Origin of the sequence: Fictibacillus macauensis ZFHKF-1, from assembly GCF_000269865.1 — a bacterium.
GTDB lineage: Bacteria > Bacillota > Bacilli > Bacillales > Fictibacillaceae > Fictibacillus_C > Fictibacillus_C macauensis.
The window spans coordinates 141695-163065 of the sequence record NZ_AKKV01000021.1; the positions used below are offsets into that span (position 1 = coordinate 141695).

Here is a 21371-nt window from a genome sequence, read left to right on the forward strand (position 1 = left end):
AAAAGGCGCTAGAAGGCTTGTTACATAACAAATAGTAGGTAGCCTTACCGCACTGTGGAATGGCGAGAAACAAACGCTTGAAGAATTAGCAGGCTATGTGAAACATCCAGACTGGCAAATCCGTCAGCAAGCGCATGAAAGGTATCGCGATAGCTTGAATCATTCACCGCAAGAACGCAATACCATGTTTTCTACATTGATGCATGATTTTAAAAGCGATGTGATGGACTATAAGGATGAGCAGGACTGGACAGAACATTTTTTTGAATCACCATTTTATTTTATTGAGTATGGTATGGCTCAAATTGGTGCCTTCCGGTTGTATCAACAATTTAAGAAGATCCAACCGGTATGCTGCAACGCTTTAACGAGGCTTTATCTTTAGGAAACCGTGTCTCTATAGCCGAAGTGTAGGAAGCAGCAGGAATTTCATTTGATTTCTCAGAAAAAGTTGTTCAAGAAACGATGACTTTTATTGAACATGAACTTAAAGCATTAAAGACAAAAAAGCAAATCTCACGCGTCAGTAAACTGAAAAAAGAACGAAAGCGATGTGCTTTCGTTCTTTACATTGACTATGCAATTACTTTCCAAAGGGAAGAGTGAATCCAATTCGAATCGCCGTGTCCTTCGTAATCTTTGGTTGCTTCATACGTTTTTCCTTTATACGTGACACGATCTCCTTTTTTATACGCTGCTTTTGCGCTCCATTCCTTGAGATGCGTTGCCACTTTTTCTTTTGTTTTGACCGTAAAGAGACTGCTTTTCGCTCCTTCTTTTCCTGCTTTGCTAACAGCCGCAATTTGATAATGATACGTCGTTTTAGCTGCTAAGCCTTTGTCAAGAAATGCTGGATCTTTCGTTGTGCTTACTTTTTTCAGCTTGGCTCCCGTGCCGCGGTAAATAGCATAATGATCGGCATTTTTAACACCAGACCACATGAGAGAAACGCTAGAAGACGTCGTTTTCATACTATGAACACCTGTCGGCTGATCAGATGACGGTTTTTTAGTTGGCGGATGAGGTTCGTCCGTTTTCGGCGGTAGTGTTCCGTTATTTACAAGGTTAATATCAATCGTGCTATAAAATGCATTTGACGTATCCGCAACATCCCATACCGCTAAGATGACGTAGTATCCACTACGATCTTTTGGTAGGGAGACTTTATGAGAAAGTTTCGTAGAGGCCGCAGAGCCATCATGCTTGATCGTTGTTAATTTTTCAAAACTTGCGCGCGTTAATGGCTGATTCGGATTCCAGCCTTTTTTCGTAATATAATACGTCCACTGACTCGTATTATGAGCCGCTGTGTAACTCCAAGTAAACGTATTTTCCCCACCAGTCATCGTCGTCTTATGCCAGCGATTGGTCGTCTGCTGATCAAGAATTCCCCCAAATAACCCACCAGCAGAAGCGATTTTTCCATCAGCTGGTCCTTTGGCAGGGAACCCTTTTGGCGCCTCTAAACTTTGTGGTTCGAACGCCACGCCACCACACTCTTTATTTAAAGAACCGAAGGCTGAGCTACATAAAGCGCTTCGACTCGCAGGCTTTGATACATAACCGTGTGCTGATGCTTGTTGCGGAATAACAAGACTCCCAAGAACCCCTGCTGTTACCATTGCTGCACTTACTTTTTTCCATGTATTTTTCATTTTGTGTTTTCCCCCTAGATGTTTGATTCAAAACAAAGTTCGCCTCGTTGATTTACTTTAAGAGTGTAAACACACAAATGTCATGTAGCCAACATATTTGTAACATAAAAGTAATTCTTACAATTATTAAAAAAGCGCTGAAGTCATAGACTTCAGCGCTTTTTTAATAAAATTAGAGATCTTCTCCCCAACGCGGAAATTCACCAGTTTCCAAATCAAATAAATCTAACACGCGTCCAACCGTTTGATTGACAAGATCATCAATCGTTTGTGGTCTCGTATAGAAAGCAGGTACTGGTGGGAAAATGATGCCGCCATTTTCCGTAACGGCTTGCATGTTTCGGATATGCGTGAGTGATAGTGGCGTTTCACGCAACATAAGCACTAAGCGCTTTCGTTCTTTTAATACGACATCGGCGGCACGCGCCACTAAATTATCCGTCATACTAAACGCAATTTGCGACATCGTCTTAATAGAACAAGGGGCAACAATCATGCCCATCGTCGGAAATGAGCCACTAGAAATGGCAGCACCAATGTCTTTCACCGAGTAGGTAACATCCGCCAATTCTTTTAATTCTTTCATCGTAAGATCAGTTTCATAATGAAGTGTGCTTTGAGCTGATTGACTTACAATTAAATGTGTTTCAATGTCTAATTTTCGTAATACTTCAAGTAAGCGGATGCCATAAATAATACCGGTTGCCCCTGTAATAGCAACGATCATTCGTCGTTTTCGTTCCATATCTTTCACCTTATATTCATGATCTATTTTTAAGGATAGTTATAAAAAAAGATTACGTTTATGTATTATAACTACGGATGAAAAATTTTTAAGTCCTTATGAAAGCATTGTACCAATATCATCACGAAACCGCAAACTACCTTTATTAAATAGGAGGACTAACGATGATAACGATAATATGTGCTATGCCATTTTTTCATTTGAGGAGAGGTCAAACGTAGTTTTGATGATCCAAATAGGGTAAAATCAATATGTTTTCCGATAAATGGAGATCTTACACCATCTTCTTGCCAAGTGGCCTTCATAATAGTATGTACTACTTTCCCCGTCGTTTTTTGAATAGTGAATATTGCAGTGGGAACTGTCATTGTGTCATCATAGATCCGAATTTCTTTCTTAGTGACAACTAACTTTTGCTTGTATTCCCCATTCCAATACCACTTGCCTGCTAGGCTTCTAGCATCAAATTTTTTAACATAGCTTGCCTCTGTCTCTTGTTGTACGTACACCATACATAGCATCATACAAGTGAATATAACTAGTATCTTTTTCACTTTCACTACCCCCTTTTCCTTTATCATACAATAAAAACATACTATATACCTAGTTATTTCAGACTAAAAAAGAGCTTTTAGATAAAAGCTCTTTCATGGTATTAACGTTTTCTTACGATAAGTGAAATCATTTCTAACCCAATTTCAGTAGATGTTAAGTCTGCTTGTGTAACGTAGCGATTATAGTCAGCAACTGCATTTCCATTAGCGTAGTTAGAAACGTCCTTCACAGCGACAAAAGGGATTTCTCCTAAGAAAGATAATTCTCCATACGTCCCACACTCTGAATCTATAAATGTACCGTTAAATGTCCTTTGCAATTGTTGCGCGGTCGTCCCATTTGCTATAAAGCGGTCCCCACTAATACATCTGCCTGTTACGTAGCGAAATCCTACTTTCTCACTTGCCACTTTAGCAATTTCTATAAGGGTGGCATTTGCATAAAACGTACCTTGACCTAAAAATGGAGGAACCGTCAGTGGTTCACCTAATGGCGTAAAGTTCACATCATATTGCAATGCATTCGTGACGATTGCAATATCTCCAATAGCAGCTAGTTGAGGTTGCAAAGATCCAACATTGCCCGTTGAAATAAATGATGTAATGCCATACTTCTGATTTATTCTTCCAAACACATCGCTCATTTGAACTTTGGTATAGCCTGGTGAAGTAATAATGATGGGCTTTCCATAAAAAAGAGAAACATAAACAGTGATCCGATCAAATGACGCCACATCAATAATTTTTCCTTTTTGGGCAGCATACCGTGCATTTTCCTCACTATCAACAAACAAACAAAGCATAGCGTACGCTCCTTTTCCTTCTATTCATCTATGGACATAGAATCCGTACGCTATACTATGCAGTTAGTAGCCTTATGGGACAGGCTATATGCTTATTTTATGGAAATAAAACGCAGTTGATGGGCACATCATGGACAGTGAGCAATGCATGAAGCTGACCTTGATGATGGTAAACATGGGCAATCAATTGCTGCATCCATTCGATTTTCGAACGTGTATGTCCCCACCAGCTACGACTTCTCACTTCCCATAGCGACCAAGGTGTTGAGCGTGCTTCATGAGTAACCACTTGTAGCGAGAGAAGCAGTTGCTGTTTTATTTCTGTTCTTGTCTGTGGATCATGCGTAGCATAAAAATGATTCATTTCCGCTTCACTGGCTTCATTCATGATTAAAATATCTGCTTGTCCAATCACCGAAAGATGTGCCAATAAATCATGCACATTTCGCTTCTCATGACCGAGAGACAAGGAAAAATGATGATCATGTAGTTGATCAATAATCGTCAGTAAAGACGTTGTGATTTCTTGAAGTTGTGAGATCATTGCCTCAATAAAAACTGCCGAATCCTTCACACCTTTGGAACTCCTTTTCTTTATTTAAAGAGTCATTACACTTTAGAGCCAAATTGTTTTCTCTTCAAAAGGAGTACGTTTTGAAGGCTTCATTTTTTCTAAAGCTTGCTCATCCGGATAACCGATGCAAAGGTTGCCTATAATTACTTCATTTTCTGGCGAGCCAATAAATTCATGCATGCGTTGATCATGAACAAGCCCAACTCCTCTTGTTCGCCAAACAAACCCTAGTCCAAGTTCTTTTGCCACAAGCCACATCGAATGAATAGCGCAGCAAACCGCATATTCATTATCTTTTGATGCCGCTTCATCTCCTGGTACAATTTCACTCGTAACGACGATGTTAACTGGTGTGTTTCGCAACGACTTTAATGAACTCTCCACAAGGTTTGGCTTGGCTTTGAATCGTTCTTGTAAATAGCCTTCCGCTAATTTTTCATAACGATCTTTCGCCTCTCCTTTAATAACATAAAAGCGCCACGGTTCTCTCATACGATCATTTGGTGCCCAGGTCGCCGCTTCTAAAAGCGCTTTAATTTTTTCATCTTCAACCTCGCGCTCCATATAGTCTCGTACACTTCTTCTTTCTTTTAATTGCAGTAATAATGACATCTCTATCTTCCTCTCTATTTGTCTTTTCCAGATATACTTGCCGTTTGAAACGTGGCCATTTCAGCTAACATAAGAGAAGCTGAATGAACTACCGAGAAAGCAACTGCTGCCCCACTTCCCTCGCCGAGACGCAAGCCTAAATCAAGTAGAGGCTTCTTTCCTAAATAAGCGCTTGCCACTTCATAGCCTTGTTCTGTTGAGCGATGACCACAAATCATATAATCCGTTGTAGCTTCACATAGTTCTTTTGCTAGGATGGCAGCAACTGTACAAATAAAACCATCCACAATGATAGGAATACGGCGAGTCGCCGCAGCCAACATTGCTCCAGCCATCGCGCCAATTTCTAGACCGCCTACTTTCATTAACACGTCCAGTGGATCTTTGCGGTTTGGCATTCGATTGCGTAATGCTCGTTTAATAACCGTTGTTTTATGTAAAAGCTGTTCCTCAGAAATCCCCGTTCCAATTCCAATTACTTTTTCTACAGACATACCACTAAATACAGCTAACATCGCGGAGCTCGCTGTTGTATTGCCAATACCCATTTCACCGAGCACTAAGCATTTTGCTCCTCGATCCATTATGCTCATGGCTTCTTCATAGCCTGCCGTTATGGCTGCCTCTGCTTCTGCTCTTGTCATCGCATTCTCATTACACATGTTAGCGGTTCCAAAACGAACATGGCGATTGACGACAGCCTGTTCTGTTACCGAGGTTGCTACCCCAACATTAACGATTTCAAAGAGCGCACCAATTTGCCTACTAAATACATTGATGGCCGCACCACCATGAACAAAATTTAACACCATTTGCGCCGTAACTTCTTGCGGAAATGCTGATACTCCTTCTTCTACAACACCATGATCTCCAGCAAATACGAGGACTCCTGGTGGTGTTACAACAGGAAAAGCGTTACCTGTCATCCCTGCTAAATCTCCTGCTAGTTCTTCTAATCGTCCAAGACTTCCTAATGGTTTGGTTAACGTATCGATGTGTTGTAAGGCAACTTGTCTCATCTCTTGATTCATTCCCGTAATTGTTTCCATCATATTCAACATACCTTTTGTCGCCACCTATCTTTTACGCTTTTGTATTCCAGTAGTTATGAAAAATGAGCGGTTCTAACGAACGCCGTTTTTCCCAATTTTTTTGTTCTAAAATGGGTTGTGTAGGATAATCATCGGTATACCCAATTGATAGAAGTGCTACCGGTTCAACATGAGGAGGAATGTGCAAAATGTCTCTTACATCATTTTTCTTGTAAAAACTAACCCAGCCCATCGCTAGCCCTTCCGCACAAGAAGCAAGCCACATATTTTGAATGGCACATGCCGTTGATAACAGATCAGTTTCTGGAATTGAATTTCTTCCTAGTACATGCGAGCCACCACGCGTTCCGTCACACGTAACGCAAATCGTGAGCGGCGCTTCCTTTAAACCCTCAATCTTCAAATCGAGAAATTGTGTTCCCCGTTCTTCCTCAAAGTGAATAGCTAGCGCTTTCCGTTCTTTTTCCGCTGCCCAAGCAAGTTTTTCCTTGACTTCTGGAGCAGAGATGATAATAAAATTCCATGGTTGCATAAATCCAACTGATGGGGCATGATGACCTGCTTCAATAATCCGTTGAATTTTCTCTTCTTCTACAGGGGTAGACCGAAACGTTCGGATATCTCTTCGTTTATAAATAACTGAATATATGGCATCACGTTCATCTTTAGAAAACATTAACTCACTCTCCATCTTTATCAAGCTTGCTTTTATTTTACATGAACTTTAGAACTTTTTCAGAAGAGATTTCTAAAACTTGTCTACTTTTCTTGTAACCAATTGATACGTAAAGTTCCTCATTTCACATAAAAAAGTCTTCATCGTCACGAAACACGATAAAGACTTTTTTAATCTAACCTCTTACTATTTTTTTAAGTGTAGTGCTTGTTTTATAGCTTTGTGAATGTTTGTATTTTCATACACACCTGCTAGCGCTCCGGATCCAGGTCCCATTGCCGTTAACGGTACAGGTTGTCCACCGTGGGAATTTGTTGTCCAGTCCAGAATGAATTTTTCTTTAGAATGTGCCACTGTAAATGGACCATCTTCTTTAGAAATACCATCGCCGCTTTCATCATTGTTATTGACCTCTTCGATGGTTAACCCACCACACTCATGATCACCAACGACTAATACAAGTGTATCTTTATGTTTTTTTGCATAATCTTTCGCAATTTTAACGGATTGATCAAGCTTACTTCCAGCTTTCATCATAAGCTTCCCGTTATTTTCATGCGCCATTTCATCAATGCCCTCTTCTTCTACCATCAAGAAGAAACCTTTTTTATTTTGAGATAAAGTATCTAGTGCTTTTTTTGTCATTGCAGGCAGAGGAACGACTGGTTTGTATTCATCACCTTGGCCTTCAGGGCGTTGTTCAAACATTTCTTCATTCGCGAACAATCCAAGAAGCTTTGAACCTTTTGCCTTTTTTAATTCTTTGTCACTCGTTACATAGTTGTAGCCCATCTTTTTTGCTTTATTAACAAGATTGCCTTCTGTTCCTTTGCTCGCTTCTTCTTGATCTTTAGCAGGATGATCTGCAAAGGCACCTTTTTTTCCTGCCGGATACCAATAGTCTTCACCGCCGCCTAGCATGACATCAACTTTGCTTTTTGTAAGAAATTGATTCGCAATTTTGCTCTGCTCTTTTCGATTCTCTACATGTGCTCCACCAAAGGCTGCTGGAGTAGCATCTGTTATTTGACTTGTTGTTACAAGACCCGTTGCCTTTCCTGCTTTTTTAGCCATTTCCAAAACCGAAGTCACAGGCTTCTTGTTCACATCAACACCAATGGCACCATTATACGTTTTTACGCCGTTAGACATAGCCGTTGCAGCTGCCGCAGAATCAGTGACTGGCGCTGTTGAATGCGTGTGTACGATACCCGCAACTGGCATTTTATTCATCTCTAAATCATCGTTCATCCCCTTATATGCTAAGCGAATGGCTTCACGATGTGACATTCCCATACCATCACCAATAAACACAATGACATTTTTTGCAACAGCTGCTGATGGTGTCGCCTTTTTATGATGTTTAGCTTCTTTAGCCTCAATGGTTTGTCCCATTGATAGTGAAGATAATAATGTAAGTGATAAGGCACCTGCAGCCCATTTTGTATATTTTTTCATGTGAGTTGTCATCTCCTAATCATGTGATACGTTTATTGTAAGAAACAACTATTAAGGCTCTATAAATACAATGTAATGACTTTGTAAATTTCTTTCACACACAAAGTATGCGCTATTACATAACAAAGAAATCGCCCGATCAATTAGAAGTAAACGAAATAGACCATAGATTTTTTTTACAAAAATGAATGTAAAAGGTAAAGTATCCGCTTACAAATACATTCTTTTTAGAAAATTCATGAAAATATCTCTTTCTTGCTTATTATGCATTGACATTCCTATGATAAAGCGTAAAATGGGCATTAAACTTTTTTATAAAAACCGAGGTGTCTGTTTTGAATTACACATTTGCTGATCGCGTTCGCTCCTTGCAGTCTTCTGCAGTGCGAGACATTTTAAAAGTCGTTAACCAAGAAGGCGTTATTTCATTTGCTGGTGGATTACCAGATGATCAACTTTTCCCACTAGAGGGAATTGCAGATTCATTTGCGAAAGTATTTGCTTCAGGAAAACACGGCCTTCAATATACAGAAACAGAAGGTTACTTACCACTACGTGAAATTTTATTAGACCGCATGGAGAAAAAAGGAATTAATAATTATACGACGAAAGAACTTATGTTAACAACCGGTTCACAACAAGTAATTGATTTGTTTGCGCGTGTGATGTTAAATCCTGGTGATGTCATTTTAACCGAAGATCCAACGTATTTAGCTGCTCTACAAGTGTTTCACTCCTATGAAGCAACAGTGATTGGCGTGACAACCGACGAAGATGGCATGATTATGGAAGATCTAGAAGAAAAGATTCGTGTGTACCAGCCAAAGTGTATTTATGTTGTCCCGACTTTCTCTAATCCGTCAGGAAAAGTATGGTCCTATGAGCGTCGAGAGAAACTTGTATCACTCGCTCACGAACATAACTTTATTGTTCTTGAGGATGATCCATATGGAGAATTACAATTCAATCGAGAAGAGACGTATACACCAATTGCTGCTCTAGATAATGGAACTTCTGTCCTGTATACGAGTACTTTCTCAAAAACAGCTGTACCTGCTTTACGGACTGGTTGGGTCGTTGGTCCTTTTGAAATTATTGATATGATGTCACAGGCGAAACAAGCGAATGATCTTCATTCTAACTCGCTATCACAGCAAGCACTGTATCATTTTTGTACAAGCTACGATTTGGATGGTCATATTGAAACGCTCATTTCTGAATACGAAAGTCGTATGAATCTCATGTATGATTTGCTAAAGAAAGCTGATTTACCTGGTTTAAAGCTAACGAAACCCAAAGGCGGTATGTTTTTCTGGCTAGAGCTTCACGAGAAATTAAATACAACGGAACTACTTCCAAAAGCCGTTGCTCGCGGTGTAGCCTACGTTCCTGGAGAGCCATTCTTTGCCTCTCAACCGAAAACAAATACACTTCGCTTAAACTTTAGTCATGCCACGACGACACAAATTGAACATGGCATCGCTATTTTAACAACCTTATTTAAAGAAGCATTAGAAGAAGCAGAAGTAACTGTATAAAGACACATAGCTAAGCGGCTTTAGCCCTTTTTTAAAAGGAGCTAAAGCCTCTTTTTTACTACACGACATTAACGCGTGATTTCTAAATGTTTTTGTTGTTGCTTTTGGATTGCTTTTTTATGAGCAGTCAAGCGATCTTGTTCAACAAGAGAGGATTGCTTACGTCCACCGTCAATCGTCATCGAAGAGACTTTCTTTAAACCTGTTTGATCTTTTTTATAAATAAAAGAAGCACGTGTTGAGATGGCTGCACCTGGTTCCGTGACAAAAGGAAGCACGCGATAATCACTTTGCCACTGATGCTCTGTTACTTTACAACGAACATACCCCCGGTAATCATTAAAAAATTTTATATGAGGGTTTTGTTGCAGAATAGCATCTGTATCTTTCCGTTGATCGGCACCATTCCCCCCAGATGTAATCGAAGTTCCTACAAACTCAGCCCCAAAAATCGGAGAACTAGCTTTATTAAAATCAAGCAATAAATTATTCGCCCAACTTGCGTGCACATCGCCAGACAACACAATAACATTGTTTAGTTTCTTTTTCGCTATAGTATCAATGATTCGTTGACGTTGGGCAGGATAACCGTCCCATGAATCCATGCTATAGACGGGTGCTTGGGTCGTTCCGAAATTCCATTGTGAAAAAAAGATTTGCTGTGCCATCACATTCCAATTCGCATGCGACCGTTGGAGTTCATTGAGTAGCCATTGTTCTTGTTTCTCACCAAGCAATGTTCGTTTTGGATCCATCGACTCTTGAGATGGCGGCTTATTGCCATCTCCATTCGCTTGATCGTCGCGATATTGTCTTGTGTCAAGCACGTTAAAGGCAGCTAGCGTTCCGTATTGAAAAGAACGGTATAATTGCATATCAGGACCCTGTGGCAATGTTGAAAGACGTAGTGGCATATGTTCATAATAGGCTTGGTAAGCTGCTTGCCGCCGTTCAATAAAGGCATCTACCGCCTGTCCTTTTTCAGGAATTGTATTCGCATAATTATTCTCAACCTCATGATCATCCCACGTCACGATCCAAGGAAAAGCAGCATGTGCTTCTTTCAAATGGGCATCACTACGATATTGCGCATAGCGATTACGATAATCTGTTAACGTCATGACTTCCTCAGAATGATGCGTGCGAATATTTCCGGTTGGAGAAATATATTCATTAGGGCCGTATTCATAAATATAGTCCCCAAGGTGCAACACAAAATCAAGCTTTTCTTTTGCCATATGGTGATACGCCGTGTAATAACCATGTTCATATTGTTGACAGGAGGCAAAGGCAAACGTAAGAGAGGACACACGGGCATCTTCTTTAGGTAGTGTCTTCGTTCTCCCTATCGGACTTAACTCATGTCCTGCTTGAAAACGATAATAATACGTTTTATGCGCCTCTAACCCGCTTACCTCGACATGAACAGAATGTCCTAGATGTGGCGTCGCGAGCGCGGTTCCTTTTTGAACAACATGGCGAAATGCTTCGTCTTTTGCCACTTCCCAGGTGACGGGTACCGATGCTTTACCCATTCCCCCTCCATTTAATGGATCGGGTGCTAATCGTGTCCATAGAACAACGCTATCTGACAAAGGGTCGCCTGATGCAACGCCTAATGTGAAAGGGTAGCTTCGGAATTTTATAGCAGCATTTACTTTTAATGAAGGAATTGATTGCGCTAGTAATAAAGCCAACGATAAACCAGCTACTTTCCCCGATCCTTTTAAAAACGCCCGCCGATCAAAAGGAATCCCATTTTCACTTTTTTCTTTCAACGATTTCATCCAATCTTCCATAGGCATCGTAGACATTCTCCTTTATTAAGATGTTTTTTGCCAATTTCTACGTGCAGTCTCTTCTGATCGTTGCTTTTTTTTATGTACGAGTTGGGATAAGATAATGCTTACTTCATATAGAAATAAAAGTGGAATCGTTACGATGAAATCGGACACAAAATCTGGTGGTGTAATAAGGACAGCTGTAGCAATTAATAAGAAATAGGCAATCTTGCGAAACTTTCGAAGCAGCTGCGGTTGAATAATACGAAGAGACGTTAGAAACATAGTGATGAGTGGAATCTCAAATAAGAAAGCAAAAGGCAACGTTATATTCAACATAAATTGAAAATAATAAGATGCTGTAAAAAGCATTTCAAATCTACCCTTTGTTATGGAAAGAAGAAATTGTAAAATCATTGGATATACAACAAAATACCCAAAGGCAAGACCACCGATAAAAAGTAAAAACAAAGCCGGAATATAGCGAAGAGCGGTTCGAGCTTCGTGTTTAGAAAGAGCTGGAGAAATAAAAAGCCAAAGCTGAAAAGCAGCAACAGGAATCGTACAAGCAACCGCTACAATACATGCAAGCAGCATATACAGCCAAATAACGTCAGTCGGACTCAAGAGGGCTAGTTTATGGTGGAGATCGCGAACAAGAAAATCATAGATATCTTGTACGTACAGAAACGAGCCTACAAGAAAAAGAAAAAAACATAAACACGTGATCAACAATCGTTTTCGTAATTCTGTGATATGACCAATGAGCACCATTTCTTTCTTTACGCCTCGCGCCTGTGTGTAACGTTTTAAAAAGGTCATGTACTACCCTCACTTTTTTATTTGTCCTCTTTCTTTCCTTCCGTTGACATCAGTTCGGATGCAGACTGTTTAAATTCTCGTAACGTATTACCAATTGCTCGTCCTAACTCCGGTAATTTTGATGGCCCAAATATAATTAACGCAAGTACAACAAGCAGTACTAATCCTGGAATGCCGATGTTTTGAAACATCTTTCCTCCCCCTTTCTTGCACAAAAGTAAGAGCTATCTCTACGATACCCCTACTCTATTAAGCACATATAAACAAAAGGTGAATAATTTGTAAAATAATTCCTTGGGGCTTATTTTTTTATGGTAAACTTTTTCTATAAAAATCATTAAGAAAAGTAGGTGCATGATGACTGTCCACTCAAAAGAAAGTACAAGTGTCGGATACACTCCAAAAGAGCGGCGTTTTTTGTATGGATTATTAAGCTTAACTGGCCTTATTCTCGGTTATTTTCTACCTAAACTAGCCGCATGGGCTCTTACGCTTCCTTGGATTCCATTTTCAGGTCCTCTTAGACTCATTACTTCTTTCAATCACTTTTGGCCTAATCTAGCGATTGCTGGTGGGGGCCTTATAGCCGGTATCCTACTCGCCTTTTATCTTATAAAAGAAGCGGGTCACCTTGAAGTAACGGATGATCATGTGTCTGTTACGATTGATGAGCGCAGCTATGCTTTTCCCCGCGAAGACATAGGGGCGGTTTACTTTGATCAAAAAAAACTTGTGTTGTTAACGATTACTGATGTCGAAGTAATGAAAGAGCATCTCGATTTTTCTTCTAAAAAAATAAGAGATGCTTTTACCACTCATTCTTATCCTTGGTATGATCGTGATCCATACTTTAATGAATACAAGCGCTGGATCCCTGATAGCAACGACTTACCATCAAGTGTAAATGCCATCTTCAAAGCACGTGAAAAAGCGTTAAAAAATGAAGATGTTACTGATAGCATTGAACTGCGTGAAGAGCTACAAAAACTCGGCTTTAATGTTCGTGAAGAAAAGCTTCGTCAATATTGGCGAACCATCACTGCGCTTGAGCAACGTTCTCATCATAAATTGTGAGTAATGAACGTTTGAGTTATAACGTCATTCACCGTATACTGTAAGAACAATGTGAAGAAGAGGAGCGCTTGAAATGGAACAAGAAGAACAAGTAACGAACGTACTACATGAGCTAGATAGCGAAACACTTTTTATCGTGTCCCAAACATTTAAAGCACTCTCAGATCCGACACGCATTCGAATTTTAACACTGCTGTTCGATGGTGAACACTCTGTAAATGATATTGCAGAACGACTTTCTTTGCTTCAAAGTACTGTCTCCCATCAACTACGCTTCTTAAAAAACCTACGGCTCGTCAAGTATCGTCGTGAAGGAACGTCTATGTACTATTCACATGATGATGAACATGTGATTGACTTATTAAAACAAACGATTGAGCATGCTCAACATACGTAAATAATAGTACGAAAAAAAGGCATGCTGTCATGTAAAATAACAGCATGCCTTTTTATGTGTAGCACTATCCTTACAGGCTCGTATTCAAGCTGTTCATCACTAACGGCTTCGTAACTTACCTTCTGAATTTCCTCATGATAGATTTTATGTCTTCCCCTTATCCTTCTTACTTAACATGAAACCTCAGCTATCATAGTAATAGCTATAAATACAGTGTAAACGCCATAGACAATCTAACACTTATATGGTACGATTTTACTGTTTCGCAGTCTAACAATGTGTAAGCTATGTAGCGTATTTCTTTTGAAATTAAGTTGTTTTACACTAAACACATGAAGGGTAGATTCGCATAATGGATAAGCGTTATTATACAACGATTGAAGCATCTTCATTTGATAAAGGGCTTCTTTATGTTGTTTTCAGTGTACTCGGACTTTCCTTTGGTTTCTTTTTATTGAAAGCTACTCTTTGGATTCTCTCTTTTCCTATGATTCCTAAAAAAGGACCCTTTCTTTTAATTAATTCATTGAATAATTATTGGACAATTCTTACCGTAGGGATTCTTGGATTGATTTTAGGGGTTATATTTAGTCATCAGCTTTTTCAAAATATGATGACGTTAAATATTAATCATGAAGAAGTACAAATTACAATTGGCAAACGCTATTATGAATATCCAAAAAACACGATTTCTTCACTATATGTAAGTAACTCGAAGCTCATTATTATTAACGAAACCGGTGAGGTAGTCTTACAAGAAACGATCGCATACTCACCACATAAAGTCGCTCAAGCTTTCCAGAATCATCATTATCCATGGCGCGACTCTGCACAACCTAGTTCCCCTCATACGATGAATACGTAATAAAAAAGCGAAGGATCCTTTTTAGGGATGCTTCGCTTTTTACCGTTTACACTTTGTGATCATCTTCTAATGAACACGAATATGAATTCGTTTCTAGTTGAATCGTTGCATGCTCTATATTAAACCGATCATGAAGATCAGCCGTCACTTTCTTTAAAAACATATCACTATGTGTTAATGAATGTAATACAATATGAACACTTAATGCCGTTTCCGTCGTACTCATTCCCCATATATGCAAATCATGTACAGACAGAACACCTTCTTGCTTTCTTAAGTAAGCTAGTACGTCATCTGTTTGGATGCCTTCTGGTACAGCATCTAAAGAAAAATGAATTGATTCTTTTAATAAACTCCACGTACTTGTAAATATAACAATGGCAATAAGTAAACTCACAATTGGATCAAGCCATGTTAGTCCTGTCCCATAAATAATGGCCCCGGCGACAACTACACCAGCGGATACAATAGCATCAGCTGCCATATGTAAGTAGGCCCCTTTTATGTTTAGATCCTTTTTTGATCCAGACATGAACAATACCGCTGTAAAGCCATTAATAAGTATACCGATGCCAGCAACGATCATAACACTCACCCCGGCAACAGGCGCGGGTTGCCAGAAGCGTTGGATTGCTTCCCAAGCAATGGCGCCAATTGCTACGAGCAATAAAAGAGCATTTAACAACGCTGCCATAACCGATGATTTTTTTAATCCCCACGTATGTTTTTTAGTTGGCAGTGCATTGCCCAGCCGAACTGCAATCCAGGCAATGGCAAGCCCTAATACGTCACTTAAATTATGTCCAGCATCTGCTAGTAACGCTAACGAATCAGCAGTAATGCCATAAATAACTTCAATGATAATAAAAAGAGTATTTAATACGATGCCAACTGCAAATGCTTTTCCATAATGGGTTGGATGATGATGATGATCATGATGATGTGCCAACCTTGTTCCTCCTCACTGCTTACCTTCTACCCTACCTATTTCCCGTTTTCAAAAAATTTATACACAAATGATTGACCAGTGGCAAAATGGAACATATAATAAATTTAAGTCAATATATGAGCATCTAATCATATAATGAATTTTAACATACAATCACTTAATCCATACTACTAGGGCGAGTGGAGTTGAAGAATCAATGGGTACAACTAAAAAAAGCGAATGGCTCCTGGAAGGACTAGATTGCGCACATTGTGCAACAAAAATTGAACAAGGCGTCGCCCAATTAGATGGGGTAGCTCTATGCCACGTTAATTTTGCAACGAAAACTATGCAACTTGAAACGGCTGCGGGGAAAGAAGTAACTTCTGCTGCAAAAGCACTTATTCATCAATTAGAACCTGACGTTACCGTTCGTGAGAAAAAGAGAAAAGAATCGCAACAAGTATTCATGTTGCAAGGGCTCTCTTGTGCACATTGTGCCACAAACATTGAAAAGGAAACAAGCCAATTACCTCAAGTTACCGCTAGTTCAGTCGACTTCGTTGCTCGAAAACTTACGATTATAGGCGGTACCCCTTCAACTGAACGAACAGAAGCCATTGTTTCGATTGTTCACCGTCTAAAGCCTGAAATAAAAGTCATTGAAGATGAAGGTTCTGCTGCGCAAGCTCAGGAAAAAAATCACACGAAACCTCTCATTATGCGAATTTTAGCAAGCAGTTTACTGTTAGGCATCGCAACGCTACTCACACTCCCAGAATCGCTTACTGTCGCCTTATTTATCGTTGCTTACCTCCTCATCGGTGGTGATGTCCTACTAAAAGCAGGTCGCAATATTATGCGTGGTCACGTATTTGATGAGAATTTTTTAATGGCTATTGCAACAATTGGCGCTTTTGCCATTGCGCAATATCCTGAAGGCGTAGCCGTTATGCTTTTCTACCAAATTGGAGAATTCTTTCAAGGAATTGCTGTGAATCGCTCACGGCGTTCCATTACAGCCTTAATGGATATACGACCTGATTATGCCAATCGAAAAATAAATGAAGTGATTGAAAAGGTACCTCCTGAAGATCTTTCAATTGGGGAAACGATTCTTGTCCGCCCTGGAGAAAAAGTTCCGCTTGATGGCGTCATCATTGAAGGGCGAGCTAATGTCGATACATCGGCTCTTACTGGTGAATCTGTGCCACAAAGTGTAACTGTTGGCGATGAAATATTAAGTGGTTCTATTAATAAAGATGGTGTAATTACAGTATCCGTAACAAAAGTTTACGGAGAATCAACGGTTTCAAAAATTCTAGAGCTAGTTCAAAATGCGAGCAGTAAGAAAGCTCCAACTGAAAACCTTATTACGAAGTTTGCAAAATATTATACACCGTTTGTTGTTATGGCTGCTACCGCACTCGCTTTTATCCCGCCATTATTAATAGCGGACGCGACTTTTTCACAGTGGATCTATCGAGCTCTCGTATTTCTTGTCATCTCCTGTCCTTGTGCGCTTATGGTTTCCATTCCTCTTGGCTTTTTCGGCGGAATTGGTGGAGCATCCAAAAAAGGAATACTTGTAAAAGGAAGCAATTATTTAGAAGCACTAAACGATGTGAAATATGTTGTTTTTGACAAAACAGGGACGTTAACAAAAGGTGTTTTCAAGGTTACAAGGATCGTACCTGAAGCTTCCTACACGAAGGAACAGTTGCTTCTGTATGCTGCTCTAGCTGAAGCACATTCTGCTCATCCGATTGCTTTATCCATTCGTAAAGCATACGGACACTCAATCGATCAAACGCGTATAAAAAAGTATCAAGAAATTGCCGGACAAGGAATTTCTGTACACATTGATGATTGTCATGTTTTAGCAGGAAACGAAAAGCTAATGAGAAGTCATCAACTGTCTGTTCCTCCTGTTCATGAAATGGGCACGCTTGTTTATATCGCCATTAACCATACGTTTGCAGGCTATCTTCTTATTTCGGATGAAATAAAAGAAGATGCAAAAGAAGCCATTCTTGCTTTAAAAAAACTTGGCATTAAAAAAGTGATGATGCTAACTGGTGATGCAAAACATGTAGCGCTTGCAGTGGGCAAACGTCTCGGATTAGACGAAGTGCATGCTGAACTACTTCCTCATCAAAAAGTAGAGCAACTCGATCAACTGTTTGCTCAAAAAAGTTCAAAAGAAAAGCTAATTTTTGTAGGAGACGGCATTAATGATACGCCCGTCCTAGCGCGTGCTGATATTGGGATTGCAATGGGCGGACTCGGTTCAGATGCAGCCATTGAAGCAGCTGACGTTGTCATTATGACAGATGAGCCATCCAAGATTGCTACTGGGCTTGCTCTAGCAAAGCGCACGCGACGAATTGTTTATCAAAATATTACACTAGCACTTCTCGTTAAAACGATTTTCCTAGCGTTTGGTGCCTTCGGATATGCGACCATGTGGGAAGCCGTTTTCTCCGATGTAGGTGTTACGCTCCTAGCTGTTCTTAATGCCATGCGCGTCTTGCGTGTCGATCAAGTAGAATAACCATTAAAAAAAGCCATTGCGTTGTGATGGCTTTTTTCACGCTTTCCATTATTCAGTAGCCGTTACTTCAAACAATAAACCATCCAATGCTTGAAAGTAAAATGAATACTGCCCCCGCACAATTTTGGGTACACCTGTGGAGTAGCCATCGGCAACAAGCCTTTGATGTATCTCATCTACTTCTTGTGCTGTTGTCACATAAAATCCGAGATGAAAGCTGAAAGGATATGTTGGATGCTCCCCTCCTAAACTACTTAAAACGAGTGTAAAACCACTCTCATCTTGCAATACTTTTATCACATCGTTACAATCATTTCTAGCTTTAAATTTAAAGTAATGAATAAAGAAACGTTCTGCCTCTTCCAAATTATCAACGCATAAATTTAAATGATTAAGCAACATGTACTCCCACCTTTCGTTCACTTGCCATCGTATCAAGTACATGTTTATGCTCAATCTTTTATAAAATGTATTGTTTTCTTTTACTTTATAAAGGCTCTGTACAAATGGTAAGCAAATCAATTCCAAATGGTGTATTTCCAACTGGTATATTCCCAATAAATGTATTACTTACTAAATCGACGACAGAAACCGTACCACCATTGCTATTCGTTACATAACCTAACTTACCATCAGGTGTAATAGCCATTTCTACTGGAACATCAAAACCGCCTGTAATCGTTCCTATAATCGTATCTGTAGCTGTACTGATAATTGTCACACTGTTATCACTCTCATTCACAACATAGGCTAAACTTCCATCTGGACTGATGGTAACACCAAATGGGGCACTTGTAATTCCAATGCTAATCGTAGAAGTTACTGTATTGGTCGCCACATCAATGACGGAAACCGTTCCATCTCCATTATTTGCAACATAAGCTTTCGCCCCGTTTGGTGTAATAGCTACTTGTTGTGGAATGTTTCCAACCGTAATTGTCGTAGTTTCTGTATTGGTTGCGGGATCAATGACGGAAACCGTTCCATCTGCTTGATTAGTAACAAGTATTTTATCACCACTAGGCGTAATCGCAAGCGCTGTTGGTTGACTATTTACACCGCTGCCGACTGGAATCGTAGCAACATTTTGAAATGTTGTCGTATCTATAACAGTTACCGTACCACTATTCCCATTTGAAATGTACGCAAGTAAGCCATCTGGTGAAAAAACAACAGCCGTCGGACTATCCACAACAAACGTTTCTTCGACCATTAACGTTCTCGTATTAATGATGGAAACGGTATTACTCGTAAAGTTTGAAATATAAACATATTGACCACGAGGTTGCACCTTTACATTAAAAGGCCCTTCTTGGACTGTAATAACAGCAATTACTTCATTGGTCGTTCCGTTAATGACAGAAACGGTATTATCTCCAAAGTTACCAACATAAATATAGTTTGTGCATATGGGGGAAGGAAAATTTCCTACAAATACAGACACGACGTCACAACAGTTAAATGTAGCGATCGTGCCATTTTCACGAACACCTTGGATACACCCCGTCATCGGTGATAAAGACGTAAGCGTCACTCGTAGTAACGAAGAAGTCGTTGACAATAGAACGATGAATTTAGAACCCAGCGGAAGACGAAATAAAAAATCACAAATACAGGACATACGCTTGCATTCACCTCATTTCATTAAAGTGTATGCAAGGCAAATTAACATCGTTCGGGCTGTCCAAGACTGTCATTTAGATAAAGACTGTAATGCTTGAAGCACTCTTGGAAATAACACATAATTTTCTAAATAGAAATGTTCCATAAGATCTGTTTCTAATTCATCGAGCTTTATATAACTCTGTTGAGTAACGATGCCTTGTTCATTTGTTATCAAAAAATCATTCGTTAGTTCACGAAGATCTTGCATAAGACTACTAATATGATGATGTTCGTGATGCAAATCCGTAATATATTCAGAAAGATCAATAAGCGCATGAAGTGTTGGTGACTTTTCATAAGCTACTATTTTCGGAAAAATCACTTCTTCTTCTATGACAATATGTTGCTCCAGCTCTGTTTTTACTATAGAAAATAAAAAGGCAATTGCTTCTTGATTGACGTGACAAGACTCCTCGTTTTCCTGTAACATGCGATGCAGCTGAGGTAAAACCATATATAAATAGGAATGATGGGCATCTATAATATATGAAACAAGAGCATGAAGTGATTGGTTCTCCCAATCTATTGCGCCTTGTTCTTTATGGATTAGTTTATTTAACTCACTGAGCGTTGACTCAGCATCAAGCTGAAAACTGCTCATAACATGAGCCAACGTATCATGACCACATAATGAATAATTAATGCCATGCTTTTTGAGATAATAACCCATTCTTGGATAGTGCCGTAGCATTTGACTAATCGTCTGTGTAACGTCGACTGTCTGCTCCATTGCTTATGCCCCCCTCTATTCTTTTCTCTTACTATACGAAATATTTGTTGTGAGTACCGTGACACATATCACATAAAAAAATCGGGGAATTCCCCGATACCCGAAAACTTGTCTCATTTTTATACTGTTAATAAGAAGTAATGAAGGAGGCAACCAACATGAAGACTTGTGACATTCCTCGTGACTATAATGCCGTACAAAATACAGAAGTTTTTTCGGAAGAAACTATCAATATCTTAAATGAATTAAGTATAGAGTGTCGGATTTCCAAAGGAACCATGCTATTTATCGACCATGAGCCTGCAACCAAACTATATTTCGTAAAAGAAGGGATTGTAAAAGGAACAAAAGTAACAGAGGAAGGTAAAGAACTCGTACTATCCATGTTTCAAAATGGCGATTTGATAGGTGAGTTAAATGCATTAGGCGATGAAAAATATAACTTTAGTGCCATTGCCTCTACCGATTGTGTTGTAGGTGTTATTCATCAAACCGACTTAGAAGAACAAATGCGTTTGCACGGTGAAATGGCGCTCGAATTTGTACGATGGACCGGCCTTATGCACCAAATCACACGTTCTAAGTTACGCGATCTTATGCTTTATGGGAAGAATGGCGCATTATGCTCCACCTTAATTCGTCTTTCCAATTCCTACGGTAAAATGAGCAAAGATGGCATTACACTAACGCTACAGCTTACGAATGCAGAGCTAGCTGAACTTGTAGGTACTTCAAGAGAAACGGTCAATCGTATGCTTGCGGTTTTGAAAAAAGATCAGATTATTCATCACGATCTCCAAGGAAATTTCGTGATCACAGATCTTCATTATTTAAAAAACATCTGTAACTGTGAAGAATGCCCGTTGCATGTTTGCCGAATTTAACGAA

At 39.5% G+C, this 21371-nt stretch carries 23 protein-coding genes; 7 read left to right on the forward strand and 16 right to left on the reverse strand.

Annotated features, from left to right (window positions below; genetic code table 11):
* Positions 1–97: 97 nt before the first annotated feature.
* Positions 98–385, forward strand: a complete 288-nt coding sequence (locus A374_RS05665) for a hypothetical protein (protein ID WP_007201236.1) — start codon at positions 98–100, stop codon at positions 383–385.
* 190 nt (positions 386–575) lie between these two features.
* Here the strand turns inward: A374_RS05665 and A374_RS05670 are convergent, their stop codons facing one another.
* From A374_RS05670 to A374_RS05710, 9 genes are all read right to left on the reverse strand, one after another.
* Positions 576–1655 (reverse strand): lytic polysaccharide monooxygenase, encoded by a 1080-nt coding sequence (locus A374_RS05670; RefSeq protein ID WP_007201237.1) that lies wholly within the window; start codon positions 1653–1655, stop codon positions 576–578.
* A 172-nt stretch (positions 1656–1827) separates the two neighbouring features.
* Entirely contained in the window at positions 1828–2400 is a 573-nt protein-coding gene (locus A374_RS05675; protein ID WP_007201238.1) for a UbiX family flavin prenyltransferase, read from the reverse strand.
* A 158-nt stretch (positions 2401–2558) separates the two neighbouring features.
* The gene (locus A374_RS05680; protein WP_007201239.1) at positions 2559–2954 is read right to left on the reverse strand and encodes a hypothetical protein; all 396 of its coding nucleotides are present in this window, start codon (positions 2952–2954) and stop codon (positions 2559–2561) included.
* A 101-nt stretch (positions 2955–3055) separates the two neighbouring features.
* Positions 3056–3757 carry a 5'-methylthioadenosine/S-adenosylhomocysteine nucleosidase gene (locus A374_RS05685; protein ID WP_007201240.1) on the reverse strand — a complete coding sequence of 234 codons (702 nt, stop codon included), beginning with the start codon at positions 3755–3757 and terminating at the stop codon, positions 3056–3058.
* A gap of 97 nt (positions 3758–3854) precedes the next feature.
* A complete protein-coding gene (locus tag A374_RS05690) occupies positions 3855–4331 on the reverse strand; it encodes a hypothetical protein (RefSeq protein WP_007201241.1) in 477 nt (158 codons plus the stop codon).
* A gap of 42 nt (positions 4332–4373) precedes the next feature.
* Positions 4374–4943 carry a nitroreductase family protein gene (locus tag A374_RS05695; protein WP_007201242.1) on the reverse strand — a complete coding sequence of 190 codons (570 nt, stop codon included), beginning with the start codon at positions 4941–4943 and terminating at the stop codon, positions 4374–4376.
* Between the two features lie 14 nt (positions 4944–4957).
* Positions 4958–5995, reverse strand: coding sequence for a nicotinate-nucleotide--dimethylbenzimidazole phosphoribosyltransferase (gene cobT / locus A374_RS05700; protein WP_040340374.1), 1038 nt, complete (start codon positions 5993–5995; stop codon positions 4958–4960).
* Positions 5996–6026: 31 nt separating this feature from the next.
* Positions 6027–6671 (reverse strand): 5,6-dimethylbenzimidazole synthase, encoded by a 645-nt coding sequence (gene bluB, locus A374_RS05705; protein ID WP_007201244.1) that lies wholly within the window; start codon positions 6669–6671, stop codon positions 6027–6029.
* A 186-nt stretch (positions 6672–6857) separates the two neighbouring features.
* The gene (locus A374_RS05710; protein WP_007201245.1) at positions 6858–8129 is read right to left on the reverse strand and encodes an alkaline phosphatase; all 1272 of its coding nucleotides are present in this window, start codon (positions 8127–8129) and stop codon (positions 6858–6860) included.
* A gap of 335 nt (positions 8130–8464) precedes the next feature.
* Between A374_RS05710 and A374_RS05715 the strand changes: the two genes are divergently transcribed.
* Positions 8465–9667, forward strand: coding sequence for an aminotransferase-like domain-containing protein (locus A374_RS05715; RefSeq protein WP_007201246.1), 1203 nt, complete (start codon positions 8465–8467; stop codon positions 9665–9667).
* Positions 9668–9735: 68 nt separating this feature from the next.
* Here A374_RS05715 and A374_RS05720 read toward each other — a convergent pair whose 3' ends face one another.
* The 3 genes from A374_RS05720 to tatA are packed head-to-tail and all read right to left on the reverse strand — an operon-like array spanning position 9736 to position 12461.
* Positions 9736–11472, reverse strand: a complete 1737-nt coding sequence (locus A374_RS05720) for an alkaline phosphatase D family protein (protein ID WP_007201247.1) — start codon at positions 11470–11472, stop codon at positions 9736–9738.
* 18 nt (positions 11473–11490) lie between these two features.
* Complete coding sequence (gene tatC, locus A374_RS05725) at positions 11491–12270, reverse strand: twin-arginine translocase subunit TatC (protein ID WP_007201248.1); 780 nt, start codon at positions 12268–12270, stop codon at positions 11491–11493.
* A gap of 17 nt (positions 12271–12287) precedes the next feature.
* Complete coding sequence (gene tatA, locus A374_RS05730; RefSeq protein WP_007201249.1) at positions 12288–12461, reverse strand: twin-arginine translocase TatA/TatE family subunit; 174 nt, start codon at positions 12459–12461, stop codon at positions 12288–12290.
* Positions 12462–12624: 163 nt separating this feature from the next.
* Here tatA and A374_RS05735 point away from each other — a divergent pair, with 163 nt between their 5' ends.
* From A374_RS05735 to A374_RS05745, 3 genes are all read left to right on the forward strand, one after another.
* Positions 12625–13344, forward strand: a complete 720-nt coding sequence (locus A374_RS05735; RefSeq protein WP_156793138.1) for a YqeB family protein — start codon at positions 12625–12627, stop codon at positions 13342–13344.
* Between the two features lie 73 nt (positions 13345–13417).
* Positions 13418–13741, forward strand: coding sequence for an ArsR/SmtB family transcription factor (locus A374_RS05740; protein WP_007201251.1), 324 nt, complete (start codon positions 13418–13420; stop codon positions 13739–13741).
* Between the two features lie 352 nt (positions 13742–14093).
* Entirely contained in the window at positions 14094–14606 is a 513-nt protein-coding gene (locus tag A374_RS05745) for a YqeB family protein (protein WP_007201252.1), read from the forward strand.
* A gap of 46 nt (positions 14607–14652) precedes the next feature.
* Here A374_RS05745 and A374_RS05750 read toward each other — a convergent pair whose 3' ends face one another.
* Positions 14653–15555: a cation diffusion facilitator family transporter gene (locus tag A374_RS05750; RefSeq protein ID WP_007201253.1), complete on the reverse strand. Its 903-nt coding sequence runs from the start codon at positions 15553–15555 to the stop codon at positions 14653–14655.
* Between the two features lie 196 nt (positions 15556–15751).
* On the opposite strand from A374_RS05750, the gene A374_RS05755 reads away from it, so the two are divergent.
* Positions 15752–18088, forward strand: coding sequence for a heavy metal translocating P-type ATPase (locus A374_RS05755; protein ID WP_007201254.1), 2337 nt, complete (start codon positions 15752–15754; stop codon positions 18086–18088).
* A gap of 48 nt (positions 18089–18136) precedes the next feature.
* Here the strand turns inward: A374_RS05755 and A374_RS05760 are convergent, their stop codons facing one another.
* From A374_RS05760 to A374_RS05770, 3 genes are all read right to left on the reverse strand, one after another.
* Entirely contained in the window at positions 18137–18490 is a 354-nt protein-coding gene (locus tag A374_RS05760; protein ID WP_007201255.1) for a VOC family protein, read from the reverse strand.
* An 85-nt stretch (positions 18491–18575) separates the two neighbouring features.
* Positions 18576–19709: a PQQ-dependent protein gene (locus tag A374_RS05765; protein ID WP_007201256.1), complete on the reverse strand. Its 1134-nt coding sequence runs from the start codon at positions 19707–19709 to the stop codon at positions 18576–18578.
* Positions 19710–19781: 72 nt separating this feature from the next.
* On the reverse strand, positions 19782–20483 hold the full coding sequence (locus A374_RS05770) for a hemerythrin domain-containing protein (RefSeq protein WP_007201257.1): 702 nt from the start codon (positions 20481–20483) through the stop codon (positions 19782–19784).
* A gap of 158 nt (positions 20484–20641) precedes the next feature.
* On the opposite strand from A374_RS05770, the gene A374_RS05775 reads away from it, so the two are divergent.
* Positions 20642–21367 (forward strand): Crp/Fnr family transcriptional regulator, encoded by a 726-nt coding sequence (locus A374_RS05775; protein WP_007201258.1) that lies wholly within the window; start codon positions 20642–20644, stop codon positions 21365–21367.
* Positions 21368–21371 lie beyond the last annotated feature (4 nt).

Excerpts from the sequence above, each read along its gene's own strand:
- A374_RS05670 (WP_007201237.1), bottom strand. The coding sequence starts at position 1,655 with ATGAAAAATACATGGAAAAAAGTAAGTGCAGCAATGGTAACAGCAGGG.
- A374_RS05675 (WP_007201238.1), bottom strand. The coding sequence starts at position 2,400 with ATGGAACGAAAACGACGAATGATCGTTGCTATTACAGGGGCAACCGGT.
- A374_RS05685 (WP_007201240.1), bottom strand. The coding sequence starts at position 3,757 with ATGCTTTGTTTGTTTGTTGATAGTGAGGAAAATGCACGGTATGCTGCC.
- A374_RS05695 (WP_007201242.1), bottom strand. The coding sequence starts at position 4,943 with ATGTCATTATTACTGCAATTAAAAGAAAGAAGAAGTGTACGAGACTAT.
- cobT (WP_040340374.1), bottom strand. The coding sequence starts at position 5,995 with ATGATGGAAACAATTACGGGAATGAATCAAGAGATGAGACAAGTTGCC.
- bluB (WP_007201244.1), bottom strand. The coding sequence starts at position 6,671 with ATGTTTTCTAAAGATGAACGTGATGCCATATATTCAGTTATTTATAAA.
- A374_RS05710 (WP_007201245.1), bottom strand. The coding sequence starts at position 8,129 with ATGAAAAAATATACAAAATGGGCTGCAGGTGCCTTATCACTTACATTA.
- A374_RS05720 (WP_007201247.1), bottom strand. The coding sequence starts at position 11,472 with ATGCCTATGGAAGATTGGATGAAATCGTTGAAAGAAAAAAGTGAAAAT.
- tatC (WP_007201248.1), bottom strand. The coding sequence starts at position 12,270 with ATGACCTTTTTAAAACGTTACACACAGGCGCGAGGCGTAAAGAAAGAA.
- tatA (WP_007201249.1), bottom strand. The coding sequence starts at position 12,461 with ATGTTTCAAAACATCGGCATTCCAGGATTAGTACTGCTTGTTGTACTT.
- A374_RS05735 (WP_156793138.1), top strand. The coding sequence starts at position 12,625 with ATGATGACTGTCCACTCAAAAGAAAGTACAAGTGTCGGATACACTCCA.
- A374_RS05740 (WP_007201251.1), top strand. The coding sequence starts at position 13,418 with ATGGAACAAGAAGAACAAGTAACGAACGTACTACATGAGCTAGATAGC.
- A374_RS05745 (WP_007201252.1), top strand. The coding sequence starts at position 14,094 with ATGGATAAGCGTTATTATACAACGATTGAAGCATCTTCATTTGATAAA.
- A374_RS05755 (WP_007201254.1), top strand. The coding sequence starts at position 15,752 with ATGGGTACAACTAAAAAAAGCGAATGGCTCCTGGAAGGACTAGATTGC.
- A374_RS05760 (WP_007201255.1), bottom strand. The coding sequence starts at position 18,490 with ATGTTGCTTAATCATTTAAATTTATGCGTTGATAATTTGGAAGAGGCA.
- A374_RS05765 (WP_007201256.1), bottom strand. The coding sequence starts at position 19,709 with ATGTCCTGTATTTGTGATTTTTTATTTCGTCTTCCGCTGGGTTCTAAA.
- A374_RS05770 (WP_007201257.1), bottom strand. The coding sequence starts at position 20,483 with ATGGAGCAGACAGTCGACGTTACACAGACGATTAGTCAAATGCTACGG.
- A374_RS05775 (WP_007201258.1), top strand. The coding sequence starts at position 20,642 with ATGAAGACTTGTGACATTCCTCGTGACTATAATGCCGTACAAAATACA.